This window comes from Psychrobacter sp. Ps2 (genome assembly GCF_022129405.1).
In the GTDB taxonomy this organism is placed as follows: Bacteria; Pseudomonadota; Gammaproteobacteria; order Pseudomonadales; family Moraxellaceae; genus Psychrobacter.
In genome coordinates this window covers 152,604-169,605 of the sequence record NZ_JADQAM010000060.1, presented here as the reverse complement: position 1 = coordinate 169,605, position 17,002 = coordinate 152,604, and the positions used below count along the sequence as shown (strand labels likewise).

At 43.1% G+C, this 17,002-nt stretch carries 14 protein-coding genes; 12 read left to right on the top strand and 2 right to left on the bottom strand.

Annotated elements, in window-relative coordinates:
* Positions 1–201: 201 nt before the first annotated feature.
* From I3254_RS11455 to msrB, 7 genes are all read left to right on the top strand, one after another.
* The gene (locus I3254_RS11455) at positions 202–2,034 is read left to right on the top strand and encodes an extracellular solute-binding protein (protein ID WP_238052985.1); all 1,833 of its coding nucleotides are present in this window, start codon (positions 202–204) and stop codon (positions 2,032–2,034) included.
* Positions 2,035–2,344: 310 nt separating this feature from the next.
* Positions 2,345–3,124, top strand: a complete 780-nt coding sequence (gene gloB, locus I3254_RS11450; protein WP_238052949.1) for a hydroxyacylglutathione hydrolase — start codon at positions 2,345–2,347, stop codon at positions 3,122–3,124.
* A 103-nt stretch (positions 3,125–3,227) separates the two neighbouring features.
* The gene (yejB, locus tag I3254_RS11445) at positions 3,228–4,298 is read left to right on the top strand and encodes a microcin C ABC transporter permease YejB (RefSeq protein ID WP_057760341.1); all 1,071 of its coding nucleotides are present in this window, start codon (positions 3,228–3,230) and stop codon (positions 4,296–4,298) included.
* A gap of 98 nt (positions 4,299–4,396) precedes the next feature.
* Positions 4,397–5,410, top strand: a complete 1,014-nt coding sequence (locus I3254_RS11440) for an ABC transporter permease (protein WP_197707688.1) — start codon at positions 4,397–4,399, stop codon at positions 5,408–5,410.
* Between the two features lies 1 nt (position 5,411).
* The gene (locus tag I3254_RS11435) at positions 5,412–7,091 is read left to right on the top strand and encodes a dipeptide ABC transporter ATP-binding protein (protein WP_238052948.1); all 1,680 of its coding nucleotides are present in this window, start codon (positions 5,412–5,414) and stop codon (positions 7,089–7,091) included.
* A gap of 283 nt (positions 7,092–7,374) precedes the next feature.
* Positions 7,375–8,679, top strand: coding sequence for an iron-containing alcohol dehydrogenase (locus I3254_RS11430; protein ID WP_238052947.1), 1,305 nt, complete (start codon positions 7,375–7,377; stop codon positions 8,677–8,679).
* A gap of 279 nt (positions 8,680–8,958) precedes the next feature.
* Positions 8,959–10,173, top strand: coding sequence for a peptide-methionine (R)-S-oxide reductase MsrB (msrB, locus tag I3254_RS11425; RefSeq protein WP_238052946.1), 1,215 nt, complete (start codon positions 8,959–8,961; stop codon positions 10,171–10,173).
* Positions 10,174–10,271: 98 nt separating this feature from the next.
* Here msrB and folE read toward each other — a convergent pair whose 3' ends face one another.
* Positions 10,272–10,868, bottom strand: coding sequence for a GTP cyclohydrolase I FolE (gene folE / locus I3254_RS11420; protein ID WP_238052945.1), 597 nt, complete (start codon positions 10,866–10,868; stop codon positions 10,272–10,274).
* A gap of 444 nt (positions 10,869–11,312) precedes the next feature.
* Between folE and I3254_RS11415 the strand changes: the two genes are divergently transcribed.
* Both I3254_RS11415 and I3254_RS11410 read left to right on the top strand, forming a co-directional pair.
* A complete protein-coding gene (locus I3254_RS11415) occupies positions 11,313–12,122 on the top strand; it encodes an enoyl-ACP reductase (protein WP_165596971.1) in 810 nt (269 codons plus the stop codon).
* 135 nt (positions 12,123–12,257) lie between these two features.
* On the top strand, positions 12,258–12,953 hold the full coding sequence (locus I3254_RS11410; RefSeq protein ID WP_238052944.1) for a YoaK family protein: 696 nt from the start codon (positions 12,258–12,260) through the stop codon (positions 12,951–12,953).
* A gap of 93 nt (positions 12,954–13,046) precedes the next feature.
* Here I3254_RS11410 and I3254_RS11405 read toward each other — a convergent pair whose 3' ends face one another.
* Complete coding sequence (locus tag I3254_RS11405) at positions 13,047–13,199, bottom strand: hypothetical protein (protein ID WP_238052943.1); 153 nt, start codon at positions 13,197–13,199, stop codon at positions 13,047–13,049.
* Positions 13,200–13,589: 390 nt separating this feature from the next.
* Here I3254_RS11405 and I3254_RS11400 point away from each other — a divergent pair, with 390 nt between their 5' ends.
* The 3 genes from I3254_RS11400 to I3254_RS11390 all read left to right on the top strand — a co-directional run bounded on the left by I3254_RS11400 (position 13,590) and on the right by I3254_RS11390 (position 16,955).
* Positions 13,590–15,011, top strand: coding sequence for a DASS family sodium-coupled anion symporter (locus tag I3254_RS11400; RefSeq protein ID WP_238052942.1), 1,422 nt, complete (start codon positions 13,590–13,592; stop codon positions 15,009–15,011).
* Between the two features lie 158 nt (positions 15,012–15,169).
* The gene (locus tag I3254_RS11395) at positions 15,170–16,168 is read left to right on the top strand and encodes an alpha/beta hydrolase (RefSeq protein ID WP_238052941.1); all 999 of its coding nucleotides are present in this window, start codon (positions 15,170–15,172) and stop codon (positions 16,166–16,168) included.
* Positions 16,161–16,955 (top strand): metallophosphoesterase family protein, encoded by a 795-nt coding sequence (locus tag I3254_RS11390; protein ID WP_238052940.1) that lies wholly within the window; start codon positions 16,161–16,163, stop codon positions 16,953–16,955. The genes I3254_RS11395 and I3254_RS11390 overlap by 8 nt, the downstream gene beginning before the upstream one ends.
* The last annotated feature ends 47 nt before the right edge of the window (positions 16,956–17,002 follow it).

Here is a 17,002-nt window from a genome sequence, read left to right as displayed (position 1 = left end):
TGGTCATGCTAGCGCGTAGTAATAATGGTTTGCCGTGGATATCGCTTAATGCTATCACCATGAAGCGATATCCACGGCAAACCATTAGGTTAAAAAACCTAAGTTTGTTATGATAAAATTTTGCTATAACGCTGTTTTGCTGTCAGGCTTTACGTTTTGATATTTATATTGGTTAGCATAGAGGTTTGTTATAACGTCATGATAATAAAAAACGCCCTGTTAAAAGCTGTATTGCTAACCATCACCGTCAGTTGGATACCGAGCAGTATCGCTGCACCTATCACGACGACCGCGCTTGGTCACAATAGTCCTACTGAATACATCGATGCACCTTACTTACCTTATGCCAATCCAAAAGCGCCATCAGGAGGTACGCTGTCTCTAGATGCTCGCGGTACGTTTAATAGCGCCAATAAATGGATGACCACGGGTGTGGCGATGATTGGCACAGACTATCTGTATGATACTTTGATGACTGGTTCATTAAATGAAGCATTTACCATGTATCCACAGCTGGCAAGTAAAGTGACATATGATCCCGGTGATACAAGCTGGATTATCTATCATCTCAATCCTGATGCTCGTTTTTGGGATGGGTCGGATGTGACCAGTCGCGATGTAAAAGCGACTTTTGAGGCGATATTGAACAAAGGCCCCATGTATATTCGCAGTTATCTTAGCGATATCAAAGACATTCAAATCATTAATGATCAACAAGTAAAGTTTGTCTTTGCCTCTGCTGAAAACAAAGAGATTTTACTGACTGTTGGCCAGTTCCCTATATTTGCCAAGTCTTCCATTGATGCCGATTTTGAGAAAATCAGTCTGTCACCATTGATGGGTAGTGGTCCTTATAAGTTGGGACGCGTCGATGCTGGGCGTTCGGTAAGTTATATACGTGATCCCAATTATTGGGGTCGTGATTTGATGGTCAATCGTGGCCGCTACAACTTTGATATGATCAAGTTTGTTTATTATCAAAGTGATGAGATTGCCTTTGAGGGTTTTAAATCTGGTCAATACCGTTTTCGCCCCGAAAATAAAGCATCGAACTGGGTAACTGGGTATAATTTCCCTGCCGTAAAAGCAGGGCTTATCCAAAAAGAGACGATAACCAGTCAAAATCCAGTACCGATGCAAGCGTTGGTGATGAATTTGCGTCGCCCAATCTTTCAAGATATTAAAGTTCGCCAAGCACTGACAGCTGCTTATGATTTTGAATGGATGAATAAAACCCTATTTCATGGGCAGTACGAGCGTTTGCAGAGCTTCTTCCATGGCTCAGAGCTTGCCGCAACGGGTACGCCATCTGATGCAGAGATGCAGGTATTGACGTCGTTATTGTCTGAGCTCGAACCGATTCAGCGTAAAGCGACATTAGCAGAATGGCAGCTACCCACCAGTGATGGGAATGGCTTTAATCGTCAAGGGTTATTAGAGGCGCGTAAGCTTCTATTAGAGGCTGGGTTTTATTATGAGGATATGAAACTATATCAACCTGATGGGTCGCTTGCCCAGATTGAGATTTTGATGACAGGCGAGACCATGGGCCGTGTCTTGTTGCCTTATATACGCAATCTAAAACGCTTGGGATTCGATGCAACATTGCGCCAAGTCGATGGGCCGCAATATTATGAGCGTATGCGCCGTTTCGATTATGATATGGTCGTGGATATATTTGCCCAAAGTCTATCTCCTGGTGCTGAGCAAGCCGCATTCTGGGGTAGCGCTGCTGCTAACGAGCCGGGTAATCATAACAGTGCTGGTATCAAGAATGCAGCTGTCGATAAGGTCGTTGCTGCCCTTGGTAATGCTAAAAATCGTGACGAGATTGTACTGTATACGCAGGTGCTAGATCGGTTGTTGCGCGCAGGTCATTATGTCGTACCGCTATACGGCAAGTCTGGCACCAATGTCGCTTACTGGGATCAGTATCGCCATACCGAAAAACTACCGACCAATGCTGTTGGTATCGATTATTGGTGGGTGGATAAAGAGGCAGAAGGGCGTATCAATAAATATTTAAAGCAGTAGACAGTTTTTATTATAAAGTTTGACCCGATACCGATAACAACAGTCAGCTGAGCATATATGCTGTTGCTGTCAAATAACAGTTAGATTAGGGCGTGTCCTCATTTTAAAAATGGTGATAAAAATGAGATAAATTGCCGTCAAACGAGGAAAATAGTGCAGATAATATCGAGATATTGACCAACTATTTGACGATGTTTGGCAAAATTTAGCTGTTTTTAGCCCATTTAGAGGGCACTCGTTTGAATTGAGGACACGTCCTAGATAATTCAAAATAACACGTAACAAAAACAACTACCGGTAAGGATTTAACATGAGTATCCGTATTCACCCAATCAAAGCATTTAGCGATAACTATGTCTGGACATTGATTAATGAAAATAATAAGCAGGCGATTGTCATTGATCCAGGTCAAGCCCAGCCGGTCATTGATTATCTAGAGACGCATGAGCTCGAACTAACATCGATTTGGACGACTCACCATCATCATGATCATATCGGCGGCGTCGCAGAGTTGCAGGAATCGTATCCGATGACTCATCTGGTTGCGCATAGTGAGCATGGCGTCGATGAAGATCAAACTATCAAAGACGGTAGCACGGTGAGCGCATGGGGCTGCTCTGCGCAAGTCTGGGATGTATCAGGGCATACCGCTAGCCATATGGCCTATATTTTGGATATCGATGGGCAAAAGCATTGTTTCTGCGGTGATACGTTGTTTAGTGCAGGTTGTGGACGTGTGTTTACTGGTACGATTGAGCAACTGCATGAGAGCTTTAAGTGTTTGAACGGCTTGCCTCATGAGGCGCTACTGTATCCGGCGCATGAATATACGGCCAGTAACCTACGTTTTGGTCTATCTATTGAACCTGACAATGAATCGATGCAGCAAGCCTTAGCACGAGCAGAGGTACAAACTGAACAAGGCATGGCAACGCTACCAGTGACACTAGAGCATGAGCGCACGGTAAATGTGTTTTTACGTACACAAGAGCCGAGTGTAATCGCAGGAGTTAAATCCAAAATGCCTATCGATGATGAGAAGTCGTTAACGGTATTTGCAGCGTTACGTGAGCTGAAAAACAACTTTTAAAGTAAGTTTTTAACAAATAGTTTGCTTTTAAGCACCTATTTAATACACCACAATTCGCTGCTGAACGTCATTGCTATCTCTCTTTATTTAGGAAGTCGCCATTATGGGTCGTTATATCTTAAAAAGACTACTACTGATATTGCCGACACTATTTTTGATATTGCTTGCCAATTTTGTGATCGTACAGGCGGCACCGGGCGGGCCTGTTGAGCAGCAGCTGGCACTTATTGAGCAGGGCGCAAAAGATAATGCGCTTGGCGGTAATATTGGTGCGGGCAGTGCAGGTGGCAACGACAGTACTTATCAAGGCACGCGTGGTCTCTCTGAGGAGATGGTCGCTGCGATCAATGCTCAATATGGCTTTGATAAATCCGCTCCAGAGCGATTTTGGCTCATGCTAAAGAACTACGCTCAGCTAGATTTTGGTGAGTCGTTTTTTAAAGGGCAGTCGGTGACCGATCTTATCATAGAGAAGCTGCCAGTCTCGATATCGCTTGGGCTGTGGAGTACGTTGCTCATCTATATGATCGCTATTCCGCTAGGCGTCTATAAAGCGATGCATCATGGCTCAGGCATTGATAAAGCCACTGCTATGCTGCTAGCGATCGGACATGCAATACCTGTGTTTGTCTTCGCAGTGATTTTACTGGTTTTCTTTGCAGGTGGCAGCTATTGGAATATCTTTCCATTACAGGGACTGACGTCCGAAAATTTTGATCAGCTAAGCGCGCTTGGTAAAGTAAAAGATTATTTTTGGCATTTGGCGTTACCGCTGCTGGCAAGTACTGTAGGCGGTTTTGCAGGTTTGACCTATCTGACCAAATTCAGCTTTTTAGAGGAGCTGGGCAAACAGTATGTACTCACTGCTCGTGCTAAAGGCTTAGGTGAGCGTCAAGTACTATACGGACATGTTTTTCGCAATGCGATGTTGATTATTATCGCAGGTATTCCGGCCGCTATCGTTGGTATCTTCTTTGCCGGTAACTTTTTGATTGAAATTATCTTTAAACTTGATGGCCTCGGTTTACTAGGTTTTGAAGCCATTCAACAACGCGATTATCCAGTGATATTTGGCACACTATTTATCTTTACCTTAGTGGGGCTGCTACTGCAGTTAATCAGTGATTTGAGCTATCACTTAATCGATCCTCGTATTGACTTTGAGGGGCGCTAATGTCAAATAATCAACCTTCACCAAATCGCAGTACTATTAATAGCGAACCAGATAAAGCGCCAATGCCTGAGCAGCTATCTACCACAAAAAAGCAACGCTTGAACCCTATCTGGCAAGCACGACTCAATCGCTTTCGTCAAAATAGACTTGGGGTGATATCGCTGTTTGTTTTCGCAGTGATATTTGTTATTTGTATGGCAGCTAACGTCATTGCCAATGACAAACCTTTACTGGTTCAATATCAAGGCGATTATTACTTTCCGGTATTAAAGGCCTATCCTGAAACGACGTTTGGCGGTGTATTTGAGACCGAAACCAATTATAAAGACCCTGCAGTGCAGTCGCTGATTGATGAGCAAGGGTTTTATATAATGCCGCCTATTCCGTTTGCCGACCAGACGCCCAACGTCGAGCTTGGTCTGCCTTATCCAGCAGCACCCAATGCTCAGAACTGGCTTGGTACTGATGATATGGGACGTGATGTGCTGGCACGGATACTTTATGGTATGCGAGTGTCGTTACTGTTTGGTTTGGCCTTGACGCTTGCGGGCGCACTGATTGGGATTATCGTTGGTGCGGTACAAGGCTATTATGGCGGCTGGGTAGATCTGGCAGGACAGCGATTTATGGAAGTATGGGGCGGTATGCCTCAGCTATTTATGATTATTATTTTGGTCAGTCTGTTTAGTCCTAGCATTATTATGCTGTTTGCCATGATGCTACTGTTCGGTTGGATGGGACTGGTTGGTTTGGTACGGGCAGAGTTTTTGCGAGCCCGTAATTTTGACTATGTGCGAGCTGCACGCAATTTAGGCGTTTCGGACAGCCAAATCATGCTCAGACATATCTTACCCAATGCATTAGCTTCTAGCTTATCGCAGTTGCCATTTATTTTAACGGCCAATATTATCGCCTTAACTGCGCTGGATTTCTTGGGATATGGCTTGCCGCCTGGCTCGCCGTCTCTTGGTGAGCTAATGGTACAAGGGAAAAATAACCTCGATGCACCGTGGCTTGCTTTGTCAGGATTCTTTAGTTTGACCTTTATTTTATCATTACTCATCTTCGTTGGCGAAGCGCTGCGAGATGCATTTGATCCGAGGCGTTCTTAATATGACTAAAAATATTGTCGCCAACGAGCAACACAACGCGCCAAATGAAAGCCCTAATCGTGCACAAGATAAGCTCATGCTAACCGTAGATAGATTAACTATTACTACGACTACAGGTATCCAGTTGGTCGATGCGCTGTCTTATAAGCTAAGACAAGGGCAAACCTTGGCCATCGTTGGTGAGTCAGGCTCTGGTAAATCGATTGCCAGTCTTGCGCTACTAGGTCTGTTATCAGACAGCCTCACCGTTACTGGTGAGGTGCAGCTGGCAAGTACAATAGGCATGTCGACCTTGCCCATAGCGAATAATAAAGCGCGTAACGCTGCACTACGGTCTATTCGTGGACAGCGGATTGGTATGGTGTTTCAAGAGCCAATGACCGCATTAAACCCGTTGCATACGGTCGCTAAACAAATTGCTGAATCGTTGCGTCTAAGCGGCGTACCTAAAAAGCAATGGCGAGACACCAGCATTGCTTTGCTAGATGACGTCAATATTGCAGATCCTGCTGACAAATTGAATCGTTACCCACATGAGTTATCGGGTGGCCAGCGTCAGCGAGTGATGATTGCCATGGCATTGGCTCAGAAGCCTGATATTCTAATTGCTGATGAGCCAACGACTGCGCTCGATGTTACTTTGCAGCATGAGATTTTGGCGCTACTAGATGAGCTCAAACGCAAGCACAATATGGCGATGATATTAATCAGTCACGATCTCAATCTGGTCAGGCGCTATAGTGATGAGATCATCGTTATGCGCCAAGGTCAAACGATTGAACAGGGTAAAACGTCTGTGGTATTTGAGCAGCCTAAGGCCGATTATACTCGCACACTTATCAAGCAAGACTTTGGGCAAGCATTAACCATAAAAGACGATAACGCAGATAAACAATCAAGCGTATTAGAAGTGACGCGTCTTAACGTACAGTTCCCAATTGAAAAAGGTCTGCTTGGTGGTACTAAGCACTGGTTCGATGCGGTTAAAGATGTCGATATGATACTGCAAAAAAGTCAGGCATTGGGTATCGTAGGTGAGTCTGGCTCTGGCAAAACCACCATTGCGCTGGCGCTTAGCCAATTGCTAAGCAACCAAGCACGTGTGAATGGGCAGGTAGTGGTCAATGATCAAGATATCTCAGCATTGTCCAAAAAAGCGCTGCGTAAATTCCGCTCGCAGATACAGATGGTATTTCAAGATCCATTTGCCAGTATTAATCCGCGTATGACGGTCATGCAAATCGTGGAAGAAGGATTGTTAGTACAAGGCGTGGATAAAGTCGCCCGTCAGCAAGCGGTGCTAGATAGTCTTGCTACGGTACATTTGCCTTTAGCATTTGCGCAGCGTTATCCGCATGAGCTGTCAGGTGGTCAGCGTCAACGCGTGGCACTGGCGCGCGCACTTATTATGAAACCCAGTCTACTTATATTGGATGAGCCTACTTCTGCGCTCGATAGTACCACACAGGTCACAGTAGTTAGTTTATTACGTGAAATCCAAGAAAGACTGCAAGTCAGCTATGTCTTTATCAGTCATGATCTCAAGGTAGTACGTGCACTGTGTCAGCATATCATGGTATTGAAACAAGGCACTTGCGTAGAGTCTGGACGTACCGAAGATCTCTTTAATCACCCACAACATATTTATACTCAGCAACTGTTAAAGGCAAGTACTGACTAGTTTAAACGACTTACTGTAGCCACTTAGATTGATCAATCAAAATAAGCAACTAAAATAAGCGGCTTGGTATAAAATTGACACATTGCAGTTCATAATAATAGCGACATATTGAAAAGAGCAGTGGTACAATAATTTTAGAGAGCTGCCCATTTTATAATGCTGTGATGCGTATCTTTATACATTCTGGCGCTCGTAAATTAGTAATATTTAACTGGCTGGCAAAAACGGTCTTTAACGGTCTTTATTGCAGTTAAAACCATCATTAAAAAGGATTTTTGTGCTCATGAAAACACAAAACAGTATTACTAAATTGGTAAAGAACAACAGTTTGCAGCATGCTGGTTATTTGGCTGTGGCTAAGACTCGGGCAAAGGTATTAAAAGCAGTATCTTATGTGATACCTATCAGAAGACCGATGTTATTCGTTGGCGAGACTGCCTGTGACGAGCTATGCGATATGCTTATCAATGAAGGCAATACCAATGTGTTTATTGTCACGGATGCAGTGCTCAACAAACTGGGCATACCAGCAAAAGTTACCGATTATCTAGATGCGAAAAATATCAGTTACCACATCTATGACGGTGTTACGCCAGATCCTACTTTTAAAGTAGTTGAAGAAGGACTACGTCAGTCTATAGAGGCCAATTGTGACTCTATCGTAGCCATTGGTGGCGGCTCAGTGATCGATGCGGCCAAAATGATAGCCATGTCTCAAGGCAACAAGTGCAAGCCAAAGCAGCTAATCGGTATTCTTAAAGCAAGAAAGCCTGCAACGCCGCTATACTGCGTACCAACGACAGCTGGCACGGGTTCAGAAGCGACACTTGGTGCAGTAGTGTCTGATGACAAAACGCATCAAAAAGCATTGTCTATCGACCCAAGAATGGTACCACTAGCCGCTGCGATTGACCCAGTTATCATGAAAGGCATGCCAGCCCATATCACAGCAGATACTGGCATTGATGTATTGACCCATGCCTTAGAAGCATGGATGAGTGCTAATGCCAGCGTAGAGACAGATTATTATGCAGCCTCTGCCGTAAAATCTGTCATGCATTATCTACCACTAGCTTATAAAGACGGTGGTAATCTAAAAGCAAGAGAAGAGATGGGTATCGCCGCTCATTACGGCGGGATTGCCTTTAACAAAGCAGGTCTGGGCTATGTGCATGCTATCGCGCATCAGTTAGGCGCTTACTATAGTATTCCGCATGGCCGTGCTAATGCCATCGTGTTGCCTTATGTGCTCGACGTCAATCGCAAAGCGAGCAAAAAAAGACTGGCTGCATTGGCGAAAAGAACCGGTATGGTACAGGATGGTCAAGCAGCCAATGGCGATAGTGAGATAGCAGATCACCTTATCACCCAAGTTAGAGACTTGATTGCAGATCTAAATATTGATCCGACTGTCAATGGTATGCAAACCAGCGACTTTGATGATATTGCAAAGGCAGCGGCAAAAGAAGTCAGTGACACCTATGCTGTGCCCACCTATCTATCAGCATCTGAAATCAAAGAAATTCTAACGAAAATTAAGCAAGCTAGCGACGAACGTGCTGATAGTAATAATGAAACAGCGTCATAGTTTTTTATAGAGCTAGTGATATTAAAATAAAAAAGTCTATTACTCTTTGGAGGATAGGCTTTTTTAATGCATTGAGATAATAAAGTTTCCGTCTTATTTCTATAGTTAAGTCATACTAAAATATGTAATCGTTATCAAATAATCGTTTAATTTATCTTGTGATTACACTCAGTTGATAAAAAATATCTTAATGAACTGTAAATATATAACAGTATAGGAATGTTTCAGTGATACAAAAGCATTAGGATATTTAGAGGACATTACGCTTAGGAGATTCTCATGAATCGCATATTACCATCTAGAATTATAGGGTTAGTTATCATAGCGAGTAGTGCGATTTACGCAGGCTGCGCATCAACTGAAAACAGCTCTACTGTAAAGAGTACAACTGCCGCTAACCCATATGCACCGACTACGCCAGGATTGGCAGTAGCCACGGTAGCGGGTGGGTGTTTTTGGTGTGTTGAAGCAGGCTATGAAAAAATCCCTGGCGTGGTAGAAGTCGTATCTGGCTATACGGGTGGCACCGCTGAAAACCCAACCTACAAGCAAGTATCAGCAGGTGGTACTGGGCATACAGAAGCAGCGCAGGTGTATTATGATCCTAAGAAAATTACTTACAATGGCATAGTACAGGCGCTATGGAGAATCGCTGATCCTACTGATGATAAAGGACAGTATGTTGATCGTGGCACACAGTACCGTCCAGCGATTTTTTATAATAATGCGCAAGAAAAGCAAATCGCAGAAGCGGCCAAGCAATCACTGCAAGCATCTGGTGTGTATGACAAGCCAGTAGTGATCGAGATTGTACCTGCTAGTACTTTTTATCCTGCTGAAGAGTATCATCAGGATTATTATAAAAAGAACCCAATACGCTATAAAGCTTATACCTTCAATTCTGGTCGCTATCAGTTTATCGAGAGTGTTTATGGTAAAAAATACGAGCTTGATTTTAGTAAGTTTACGCCCAAAGCAGATAGCACACAGCAAGTGACATTAAATAACATATCAGATAGCAAAGTAAGCAAAGGTTTTAATCCAGATACATTTGTAAAACCTTCACAAGATGCGCTAAAGAAGTCCCTTAGTGATATTCAGTACAAAGTCACTCAAAAAGAAGGTACTGAGCGTGCCTTTGATAATGAGTACTGGGATAACAAAGAGCCTGGATTATATGTAGACGTCGTATCTGGTGAGCCACTGTATTCTTCGCGTGATAAATATAAATCTGGTACAGGCTGGCCGAGCTTTACTCGTCCATTGGATACGAGCTTAGTGGTTGAAAAGCCAGATCGAGGAATATTTGGAACCCGTACTGAAATTCGTAGCCGTTACGCGGACTCACACGTAGGCCATGTATTTGATGATGGTCCAGCACCGACTGGCAAGCGCTATTGCATGAATTCAGCAGCGCTCCGCTTTATTCCACTGGCGCAGATGGAAGCGGCTGGTTATGGCGATTGGGTAGATGATGTAAAACCAGTTGGTTAGTACTATTTTTCTACCGCTCAGCCAAATAAAAAGGACGCATCATATGCGTCCTTTTTATTTGGTTGTTATTCACAACAGCTTAATCAATTAACAGCCAATTAAAACGCTGGCTGACGTTTAGGTACCGCACCCAAAAATTCATTACGGGCTTGATTGTCGTGTTGATATTCGCCAAGCATCGCGGTACTACGCGTGGTTGAATGCTGTTTGCTGACACCGCGCATCATCATACACATGTGCGAGGCATCCATGACTACCGCCACGCCGCGACAGCCAGTAACATCCATGATGGTTTGTGCAATCTGTTCACTCAGGTTTTCTTGTATTTGTAGACGACGGGCAAACATATCGACAATGCGGGCAAACTTCGATAGCCCCAGTACTTGACCATCAGGCAGGTAGCCAATATGAGCCACACCATGGAACGGTAGCATATGATGCTCGCACAGTGAATAAAACTCAATGTTCTGTACCAGTACTAGCTCACGATTGGTCGATGGAAAAACCGCATCATTGACCACCTCTTCAATGCTTTGATGATAGCCTTTGGTTAAGTGAGCAAAAGCCTTTGCCGCACGTACAGGCGTGTCTAATAAACCAGGACGATCTAAGTCTTCGCCAGTTGAACCAATCAGTTGGCGATAGGATTCGGTACTTTCTTTATAATCTGGGGTTATTATTGGGGTGTTACTCATAAGTTTGGCAGCCATCCAAAATGTGGGTGTAGCTTAACGTTGAATCCTATCATGTCAGGATTCTTATAAAATTGTGCAAGCTGGGAAGGGCTGTGATTATACTCGAAATCTGCTGAACTTCATACTGCTGTAGCAAGCAGTTGAGTGTTTAATCTGTTCAGAGTCTCAGACAAATCAATAGGGTCATAACTATAACGGTGTATATCGTTTAGAACGTTTATATAAAGACCGTTATGGATGGCAGATATCTGATTGGTTTACTAAATGAGAGGTTAATACAACGTTAATGAGAGTCGACAAGTACAGTTTACGACTGTTTACTTAAACTAATTCGTGTATAATAGGTCATCTTTTGATTTGCATCATTTCATGACGCGTCACTTTCTGATTACTCTAAATAAACCTATACTCTAAATCATCTCGATTGATTCAAAAGGAAATCTTATGCTATTGCAAGGACAACGATTTGTCGTAACTGGCATCGCAAGTAAACTCTCTATCGCTTGGGCTATTGCAGAAGCGCTACACCGCGAAGGCGCCTCACTGATCCTGACTTATCCGAATGATAAAATCAAAAAGCGTGTGGACATGGCTGCCGAACAGTTCGAAGCGGATTTGGTGCTAGAGTGTGATGTCGCCTCTGATGAGTCGATTGCTGCTTGTTTTGAGCAAGTAACCGCGCATTGGGGTGATGGTATTGATGGTGTGGTACACGCCATTGGTTTTGCCCCAATGGATCAGCTCGATGGTGACTTTGTCAATGCTACCACGCGTGAAGGCAGCCACATAGCACATGATATTTCTAGCTACAGCTTTGTGGCATTGGCAAAAGCAGCTCGTGAGTTGCTTGCAATGCGTCATGGTTCTATGCTGACATTAACTTATGAAGGCAGTATCTCAGTATTGCCAAACTACAATGTCATGGGTATGGCAAAAGCCAGTCTTGAAGCCAGCGTGCGCTACTTAGCGACTTCTATGGGCGGCGAAGGTATCCGTGTCAATGCGATCTCAGCAGGTCCAATTCGCACGCTAGCGGCTAGTGGCATCAAATCATTCCGCAAAATGCTCGATATCAGCGAAAAAATCGCACCACTACAACGTAATGTCAATCAGATGGAAGTAGGTAACGCAGCACTATTCCTATTATCTCCGTGGGCATCTGGTATCACGGGTGAGATCATGTTTGTTGATGCAGGCTTTAATACCGTCGCTATCAGTGAGCAGTTGATGATGCTGGATGAGCCAGCGCAATAATCATTTAAGTATTTTTTGCGTTGATGGTCATTACCAATGATTCACTCAGCTATTGAAATTGAAAAGGCAGCCAATTGGCTGCCTTTTCTCGTTATACTATGAGTCTTTTTGGCAGTAGACCTTTAGGTGACAAATATGATAACCAAGTTACCAAAGTGGATATTGTGGGGTGGGGCAGTATTGGCATTTAGCGCCGGCTGCGTGAATACAACCGCATTGATGGGATTTGCCAATTTATCAGTCTCGCATGTCACCGGTAATGTCAGCTTGTTTGCAGCAGCTATCGCTTATTCAGACGCCCACAGTATTTTGTATATCGGAGCGCTTTTGCTGTCTTTTTTGGCAGGAGCGATATTGAGTGGTTTTGTCATTGGGCAGACATCCTTAACACTAGGCCGTCGTTACGGGCGTGCGCTATATTTTGAAGCAGCATTACTAATAGCTGCCTACTGGTTATATCAGCAGCATGACTATCTCGGACAATTGGCAGCAGCGATGGCCTGCGGATTACAAAACGCGATGGTAGCCACTTATAGTGGGGCAGTTATTCGCACAACTCATTTGACAGGACTGACATCCGATATGGGTGCAGCAATCGGTAACTGGCTTGCTGGTCGCTCTATTAGTAAGCCAACCTTGGGGTTCCAAGCCATTATCTGGTATTGCTTCTGCGGTGGCAGTACAGTGGGGGCTTTTTTGTTTGCCAAAGTTAGCTATGATGCTTTGTTTGTTCCCATCGCCATTGTGTCGACAGCAGCATTTGTATACAACTATGTCTCAGACCATCTGCCAGAAATGAGAGAACCAAAAAAAGATAGGCGCTTATCATAGTGATAAACGCCTATCATGCCTGTTATTAACCGTATTGGTTTTTACATGTTTATTTAGGTGTAGAATAGCGAGCTGTTAAAACATGCTTTGCTCTTACTCTTTGTGATCTTCGTGCTCATGCATACCTTGCATCATATCTAGCGCTGAGTCGTCAGTACGCTGTTGATCTTCTTTGGCCAGACTATCTTGATTGATGTCTTTTGGCGCCATTTTTGTGGTTGCATCGGTTTTATTTGCATCTGTCATAGTGTCATTCCTCTTGTTTTTATTGATGATTATCTATCTAACCCTAAAATTATGTGGTATCGGTTTTTACTTGTATAGCCCCAAATGATGAATGTTTGAATGCTTTATGTAATTTTTATCAACCAAGGCGTCCATTCAAAGCAGTGAGAACAAAGTAGTGAGAGAGCTACTATTGAAAAATCTCACAAAGTCGAGAGGTGATTATCATTAACGAATCAAACAGATATCCTAAAAAAACAAAATTAATCAAAATGTATTCATATATAAGTTATTCTGATATGATATTTTCGCGCGTAATGTTCGCTATATGAATATCATGATGTCTTATAATAAGTGTGTGTTGCAATAATTTTGACTTCATACTCACTTTGGATGCGATAAGGATAATTTATGTCAGAGAAAAAGCTGGATAGCCATATTCCTGATGATGGTAACGAGTATTTATTTACGGATACATTCCCAAAGGGAACGGGAAAAGGATTGATCGTGGTCGCCATTGCGGCAATCATTAGTTTTATTATTTATAGTGTATTGCCATTTGAGGTCAGTGCTAACAAAGGGCTAGCAATGCTGTTTTTTATCGGCGTGCTATGGCTCACTGAGGCGATACACGTCACAATCACTGCGATCTTGGTGGTTGTGGTTGGGACATTAATTGGCATTCCTGATTTTAATGCTGAAGTCGGTCTGCAGAGCTTTGCCAGCCCCATTATTTATCTCTTCTTTGGTGGTTTTGCCTTGGCTGCCGCGTTACATGTACAAAAGCTCGATAGAAAAATCGCGCTAAAAATTCTATCGTTGTCGGGCGGCAAGCTTAGTACAGCAGTATTTTTGATATTTGGTGTGACGGCATTCTTGTCCATGTGGATATCGAATACAGCGACAACGGCAATGATGCTCCCATTGGCACTCGGTATTTTAACGCAAGTTGATAGTAAAGAAGATCGCGGTACTTTTGTGTTTGTACTGCTTGGTATTGCTTATTCAGCAAGTTTGGGTGGTTTGGGCACGATTGTCGGCTCGCCACCAAATGCCATTGCTGCAAAAGCATTGGATATCGCATTTGTTGATTGGATGAAGTTTGGTATCCCAATGATGTTGATACTATTACCAGTACTGTTGGGTGCAATGTATTTGTATCTAAAGCCGAACCTAAACCGTACCATTGTCCTAGTTGATGATGCGCCGATTGCTTGGAACAAGCCACGTATCGTCACTATCATCGTCTTTATCGTTACGGCATTGAGCTGGATATTTTCCAAAAAGATTGGTGCAGCTTTAGATATTACGGACACTGATGCTATCGTTGCACTATCAGCAGCGGCAGCAGTAGTGAGCTTAGGGTTGGTATCTTGGAAGCAAGTATCAGATAATACGGATTGGGGTGTGCTCATGTTGTTTGGTGGCGGTATTGCGCTATCGACAATTTTGAAAGTATCTGGGGCGTCTTTGGTACTAGGGGAAACCGTAGCAACTGCGTTGTCTTCGGCACCACTTATTGTTGTGATGATGGCAGTCTCAGCATTTATTATTTTCTTGACAGAATTTGCTTCCAATACTGCCTCGGCAGCATTGCTAGTACCTGTATTTGCCGCTATTGCAGAGCAGATGGGTTTGCCACATGAGGTGCTCGTATTGGTCATCGGTATTGGTGCATCGTGTGCTTTTATGTTGCCAGTTGCCACACCGCCAAATGCTATTGTGTTTGGTACAGGTTTGATCAAGCAAACAGAAATGATTCGTACAGGTATCATATTAAATATCATTGCTACTATCGTTATCGGGCTATGGGCGTACTTTTTCTTGATATAATCAAGTAGTCATTACAATCCTAGTCATATCTGCTTAGTATAAGTGAAACCCCAATGTTCAAGACAAATTGAACGTTGGGGTTTTTTATGGCTTATCATACGAGCTAACGGTATAGAATGTTTATTATTAACGTCATCTTATTAAATGGATTTGATCATATGACACAGTATTTATTGAAAGCAACTGTTCTCATAGTGCTAGGCGCAATTGCCGTGTTAATGGTATTTATAGCAAAATACTGGGCACCTGATCGTACCGTCGCTGAGCTAAAACAATGGCAACTACCCAACAGCGAATTTATAGACATACAAGGTATGCAGGCGCATGTAGTGCAGTCAGCTAACTGTTATAAAAATCGTGACAATGCAGCCGAAAAAAACCGACCCGAAACAATCGTTTTATTGCATGGTACATCGGCAAGTTTGCATACATGGGAGGGCTGGACCAAGGCGCTGTCTGATCAATACTGTGTCGTGAGCATGGATTTGCCAGGGTTTGGTTTGACAGGTCCTTATGTGGACGAGAGCACACAATATAGCAGCGAAAATTATGCGGCGTTTGTCATTGAAGTACTTAATCATTTGAAGCTGGACCGTGTCACGCTAGCTGGTAATTCATTGGGAGGCAAGGTAGCGTGGCGTACTGCAGCTTTGTATCCTGAGCGTGTCAATCGATTGATATTGGTAGATTCAGTTGGTTATCCAGCAACGCCCAAACATATTCCTATTGGTTTTAAACTTGCTAAATATCCAGCGATGTCACCAATTTTAAATCGCATCCTACCCAGAAGTGTTGTTGAGAAAAGCGTTTTAAGCGTGTATGCCGATGACAGCAAAGTCGATGAGGAGTTGATTAACAGATACTATGAATTGACCCTACGTAAAGGTAATCGGCAGGCTTTGAGTCGTCGCCTAAATGAAACTGATGATGAGAGCGATCAAGCTCAAATAAAGCAGCTAGACATGCCGACTTTGATCTTATGGGGTGCAAAAGATGATCTTATTCCTGTAGGAAATGCCGCGTTATTTCATAGAGATATACGTAATAGTCAGCTTAAAATATTTGATAACTTAGGTCATGTACCGCACGAAGAAGATCCGTTAGCAACCGTTGACGTTGTAAAGCAGTTTTTGATTAGTGAGTCAGAAAATGGATAACTTAGAAAAGAAACAGATAACAACCATCGCTGCGATTTCAGATATTCATAGTAATGTCTACGCCCTTGAAGCTGTGCTTGCTGATATAAGATATCGAGATGTTGATCAGATTGTCAATCTTGGTGATATTTTATACGGGCCAATAGCACCTCATGCTACCTATGAGCTATTAATGGCAAATCGAGATGATATTATTACTATTAGAGGCAATCAGGATAGGCAGATTTATGAAGCTACTATGGCAGAAATTGCTAATAATCCAACCATGGGTTTTATTATCAAAGATCTCTCTAAAAAAGCGATTGAATGGATGCGGTCTTTACCATTTGATTTTCATGTCAGTGAGGATGTATACCTCTGCCACGGTTCGCCGACCGATGACATGATATATTTACTAGAGGATATCGAAACGGGTCAACCAATAGTGCGTAATGATGCGACTATATTGGCGTTACTCGATGGTATTGATAATGATGTTATCTTATGTGGTCATACACACATCCCGCGAACAGTAGTACTGTCGTCAGGACAAACTATTGTGAATAGTGGTAGCGTTGGCTATCCAGCTTACGAAGATGATTTGCCTATTCTTCATAAGATGCAAACTTATTCGCCTCATGCTAATTATGCTCTTATCAAGTGTATTGAGACCCAACAGGGTAAACATTGGCAAACTGAGCATGTCAAGGTGGCTTATAACCATGAAGCAGCAGCAAATATGGCTCTAAGAAACGGACGTGAAGATTGGGCATTTGCATTGAAGACGGGTAGAGTAGTTCCAGTATGACAGTACTTAAGAACATTCTATCCTAGCAATGACAGCATTACCTTTAG

Excerpts from the sequence above, each read along its gene's own strand:
- gloB (WP_238052949.1), top strand. The coding sequence starts at position 2,345 with ATGAGTATCCGTATTCACCCAATCAAAGCATTTAGCGATAACTATGTC.
- yejB (WP_057760341.1), top strand. The coding sequence starts at position 3,228 with ATGGGTCGTTATATCTTAAAAAGACTACTACTGATATTGCCGACACTA.
- I3254_RS11435 (WP_238052948.1), top strand. The coding sequence starts at position 5,412 with ATGACTAAAAATATTGTCGCCAACGAGCAACACAACGCGCCAAATGAA.
- I3254_RS11430 (WP_238052947.1), top strand. The coding sequence starts at position 7,375 with ATGAAAACACAAAACAGTATTACTAAATTGGTAAAGAACAACAGTTTG.
- msrB (WP_238052946.1), top strand. The coding sequence starts at position 8,959 with ATGAATCGCATATTACCATCTAGAATTATAGGGTTAGTTATCATAGCG.
- folE (WP_238052945.1), bottom strand. The coding sequence starts at position 10,868 with ATGAGTAACACCCCAATAATAACCCCAGATTATAAAGAAAGTACCGAA.
- I3254_RS11415 (WP_165596971.1), top strand. The coding sequence starts at position 11,313 with ATGCTATTGCAAGGACAACGATTTGTCGTAACTGGCATCGCAAGTAAA.
- I3254_RS11410 (WP_238052944.1), top strand. The coding sequence starts at position 12,258 with ATGATAACCAAGTTACCAAAGTGGATATTGTGGGGTGGGGCAGTATTG.
- I3254_RS11405 (WP_238052943.1), bottom strand. The coding sequence starts at position 13,199 with ATGACAGATGCAAATAAAACCGATGCAACCACAAAAATGGCGCCAAAA.
- I3254_RS11400 (WP_238052942.1), top strand. The coding sequence starts at position 13,590 with ATGTCAGAGAAAAAGCTGGATAGCCATATTCCTGATGATGGTAACGAG.
- I3254_RS11395 (WP_238052941.1), top strand. The coding sequence starts at position 15,170 with ATGACACAGTATTTATTGAAAGCAACTGTTCTCATAGTGCTAGGCGCA.
- I3254_RS11390 (WP_238052940.1), top strand. The coding sequence starts at position 16,161 with ATGGATAACTTAGAAAAGAAACAGATAACAACCATCGCTGCGATTTCA.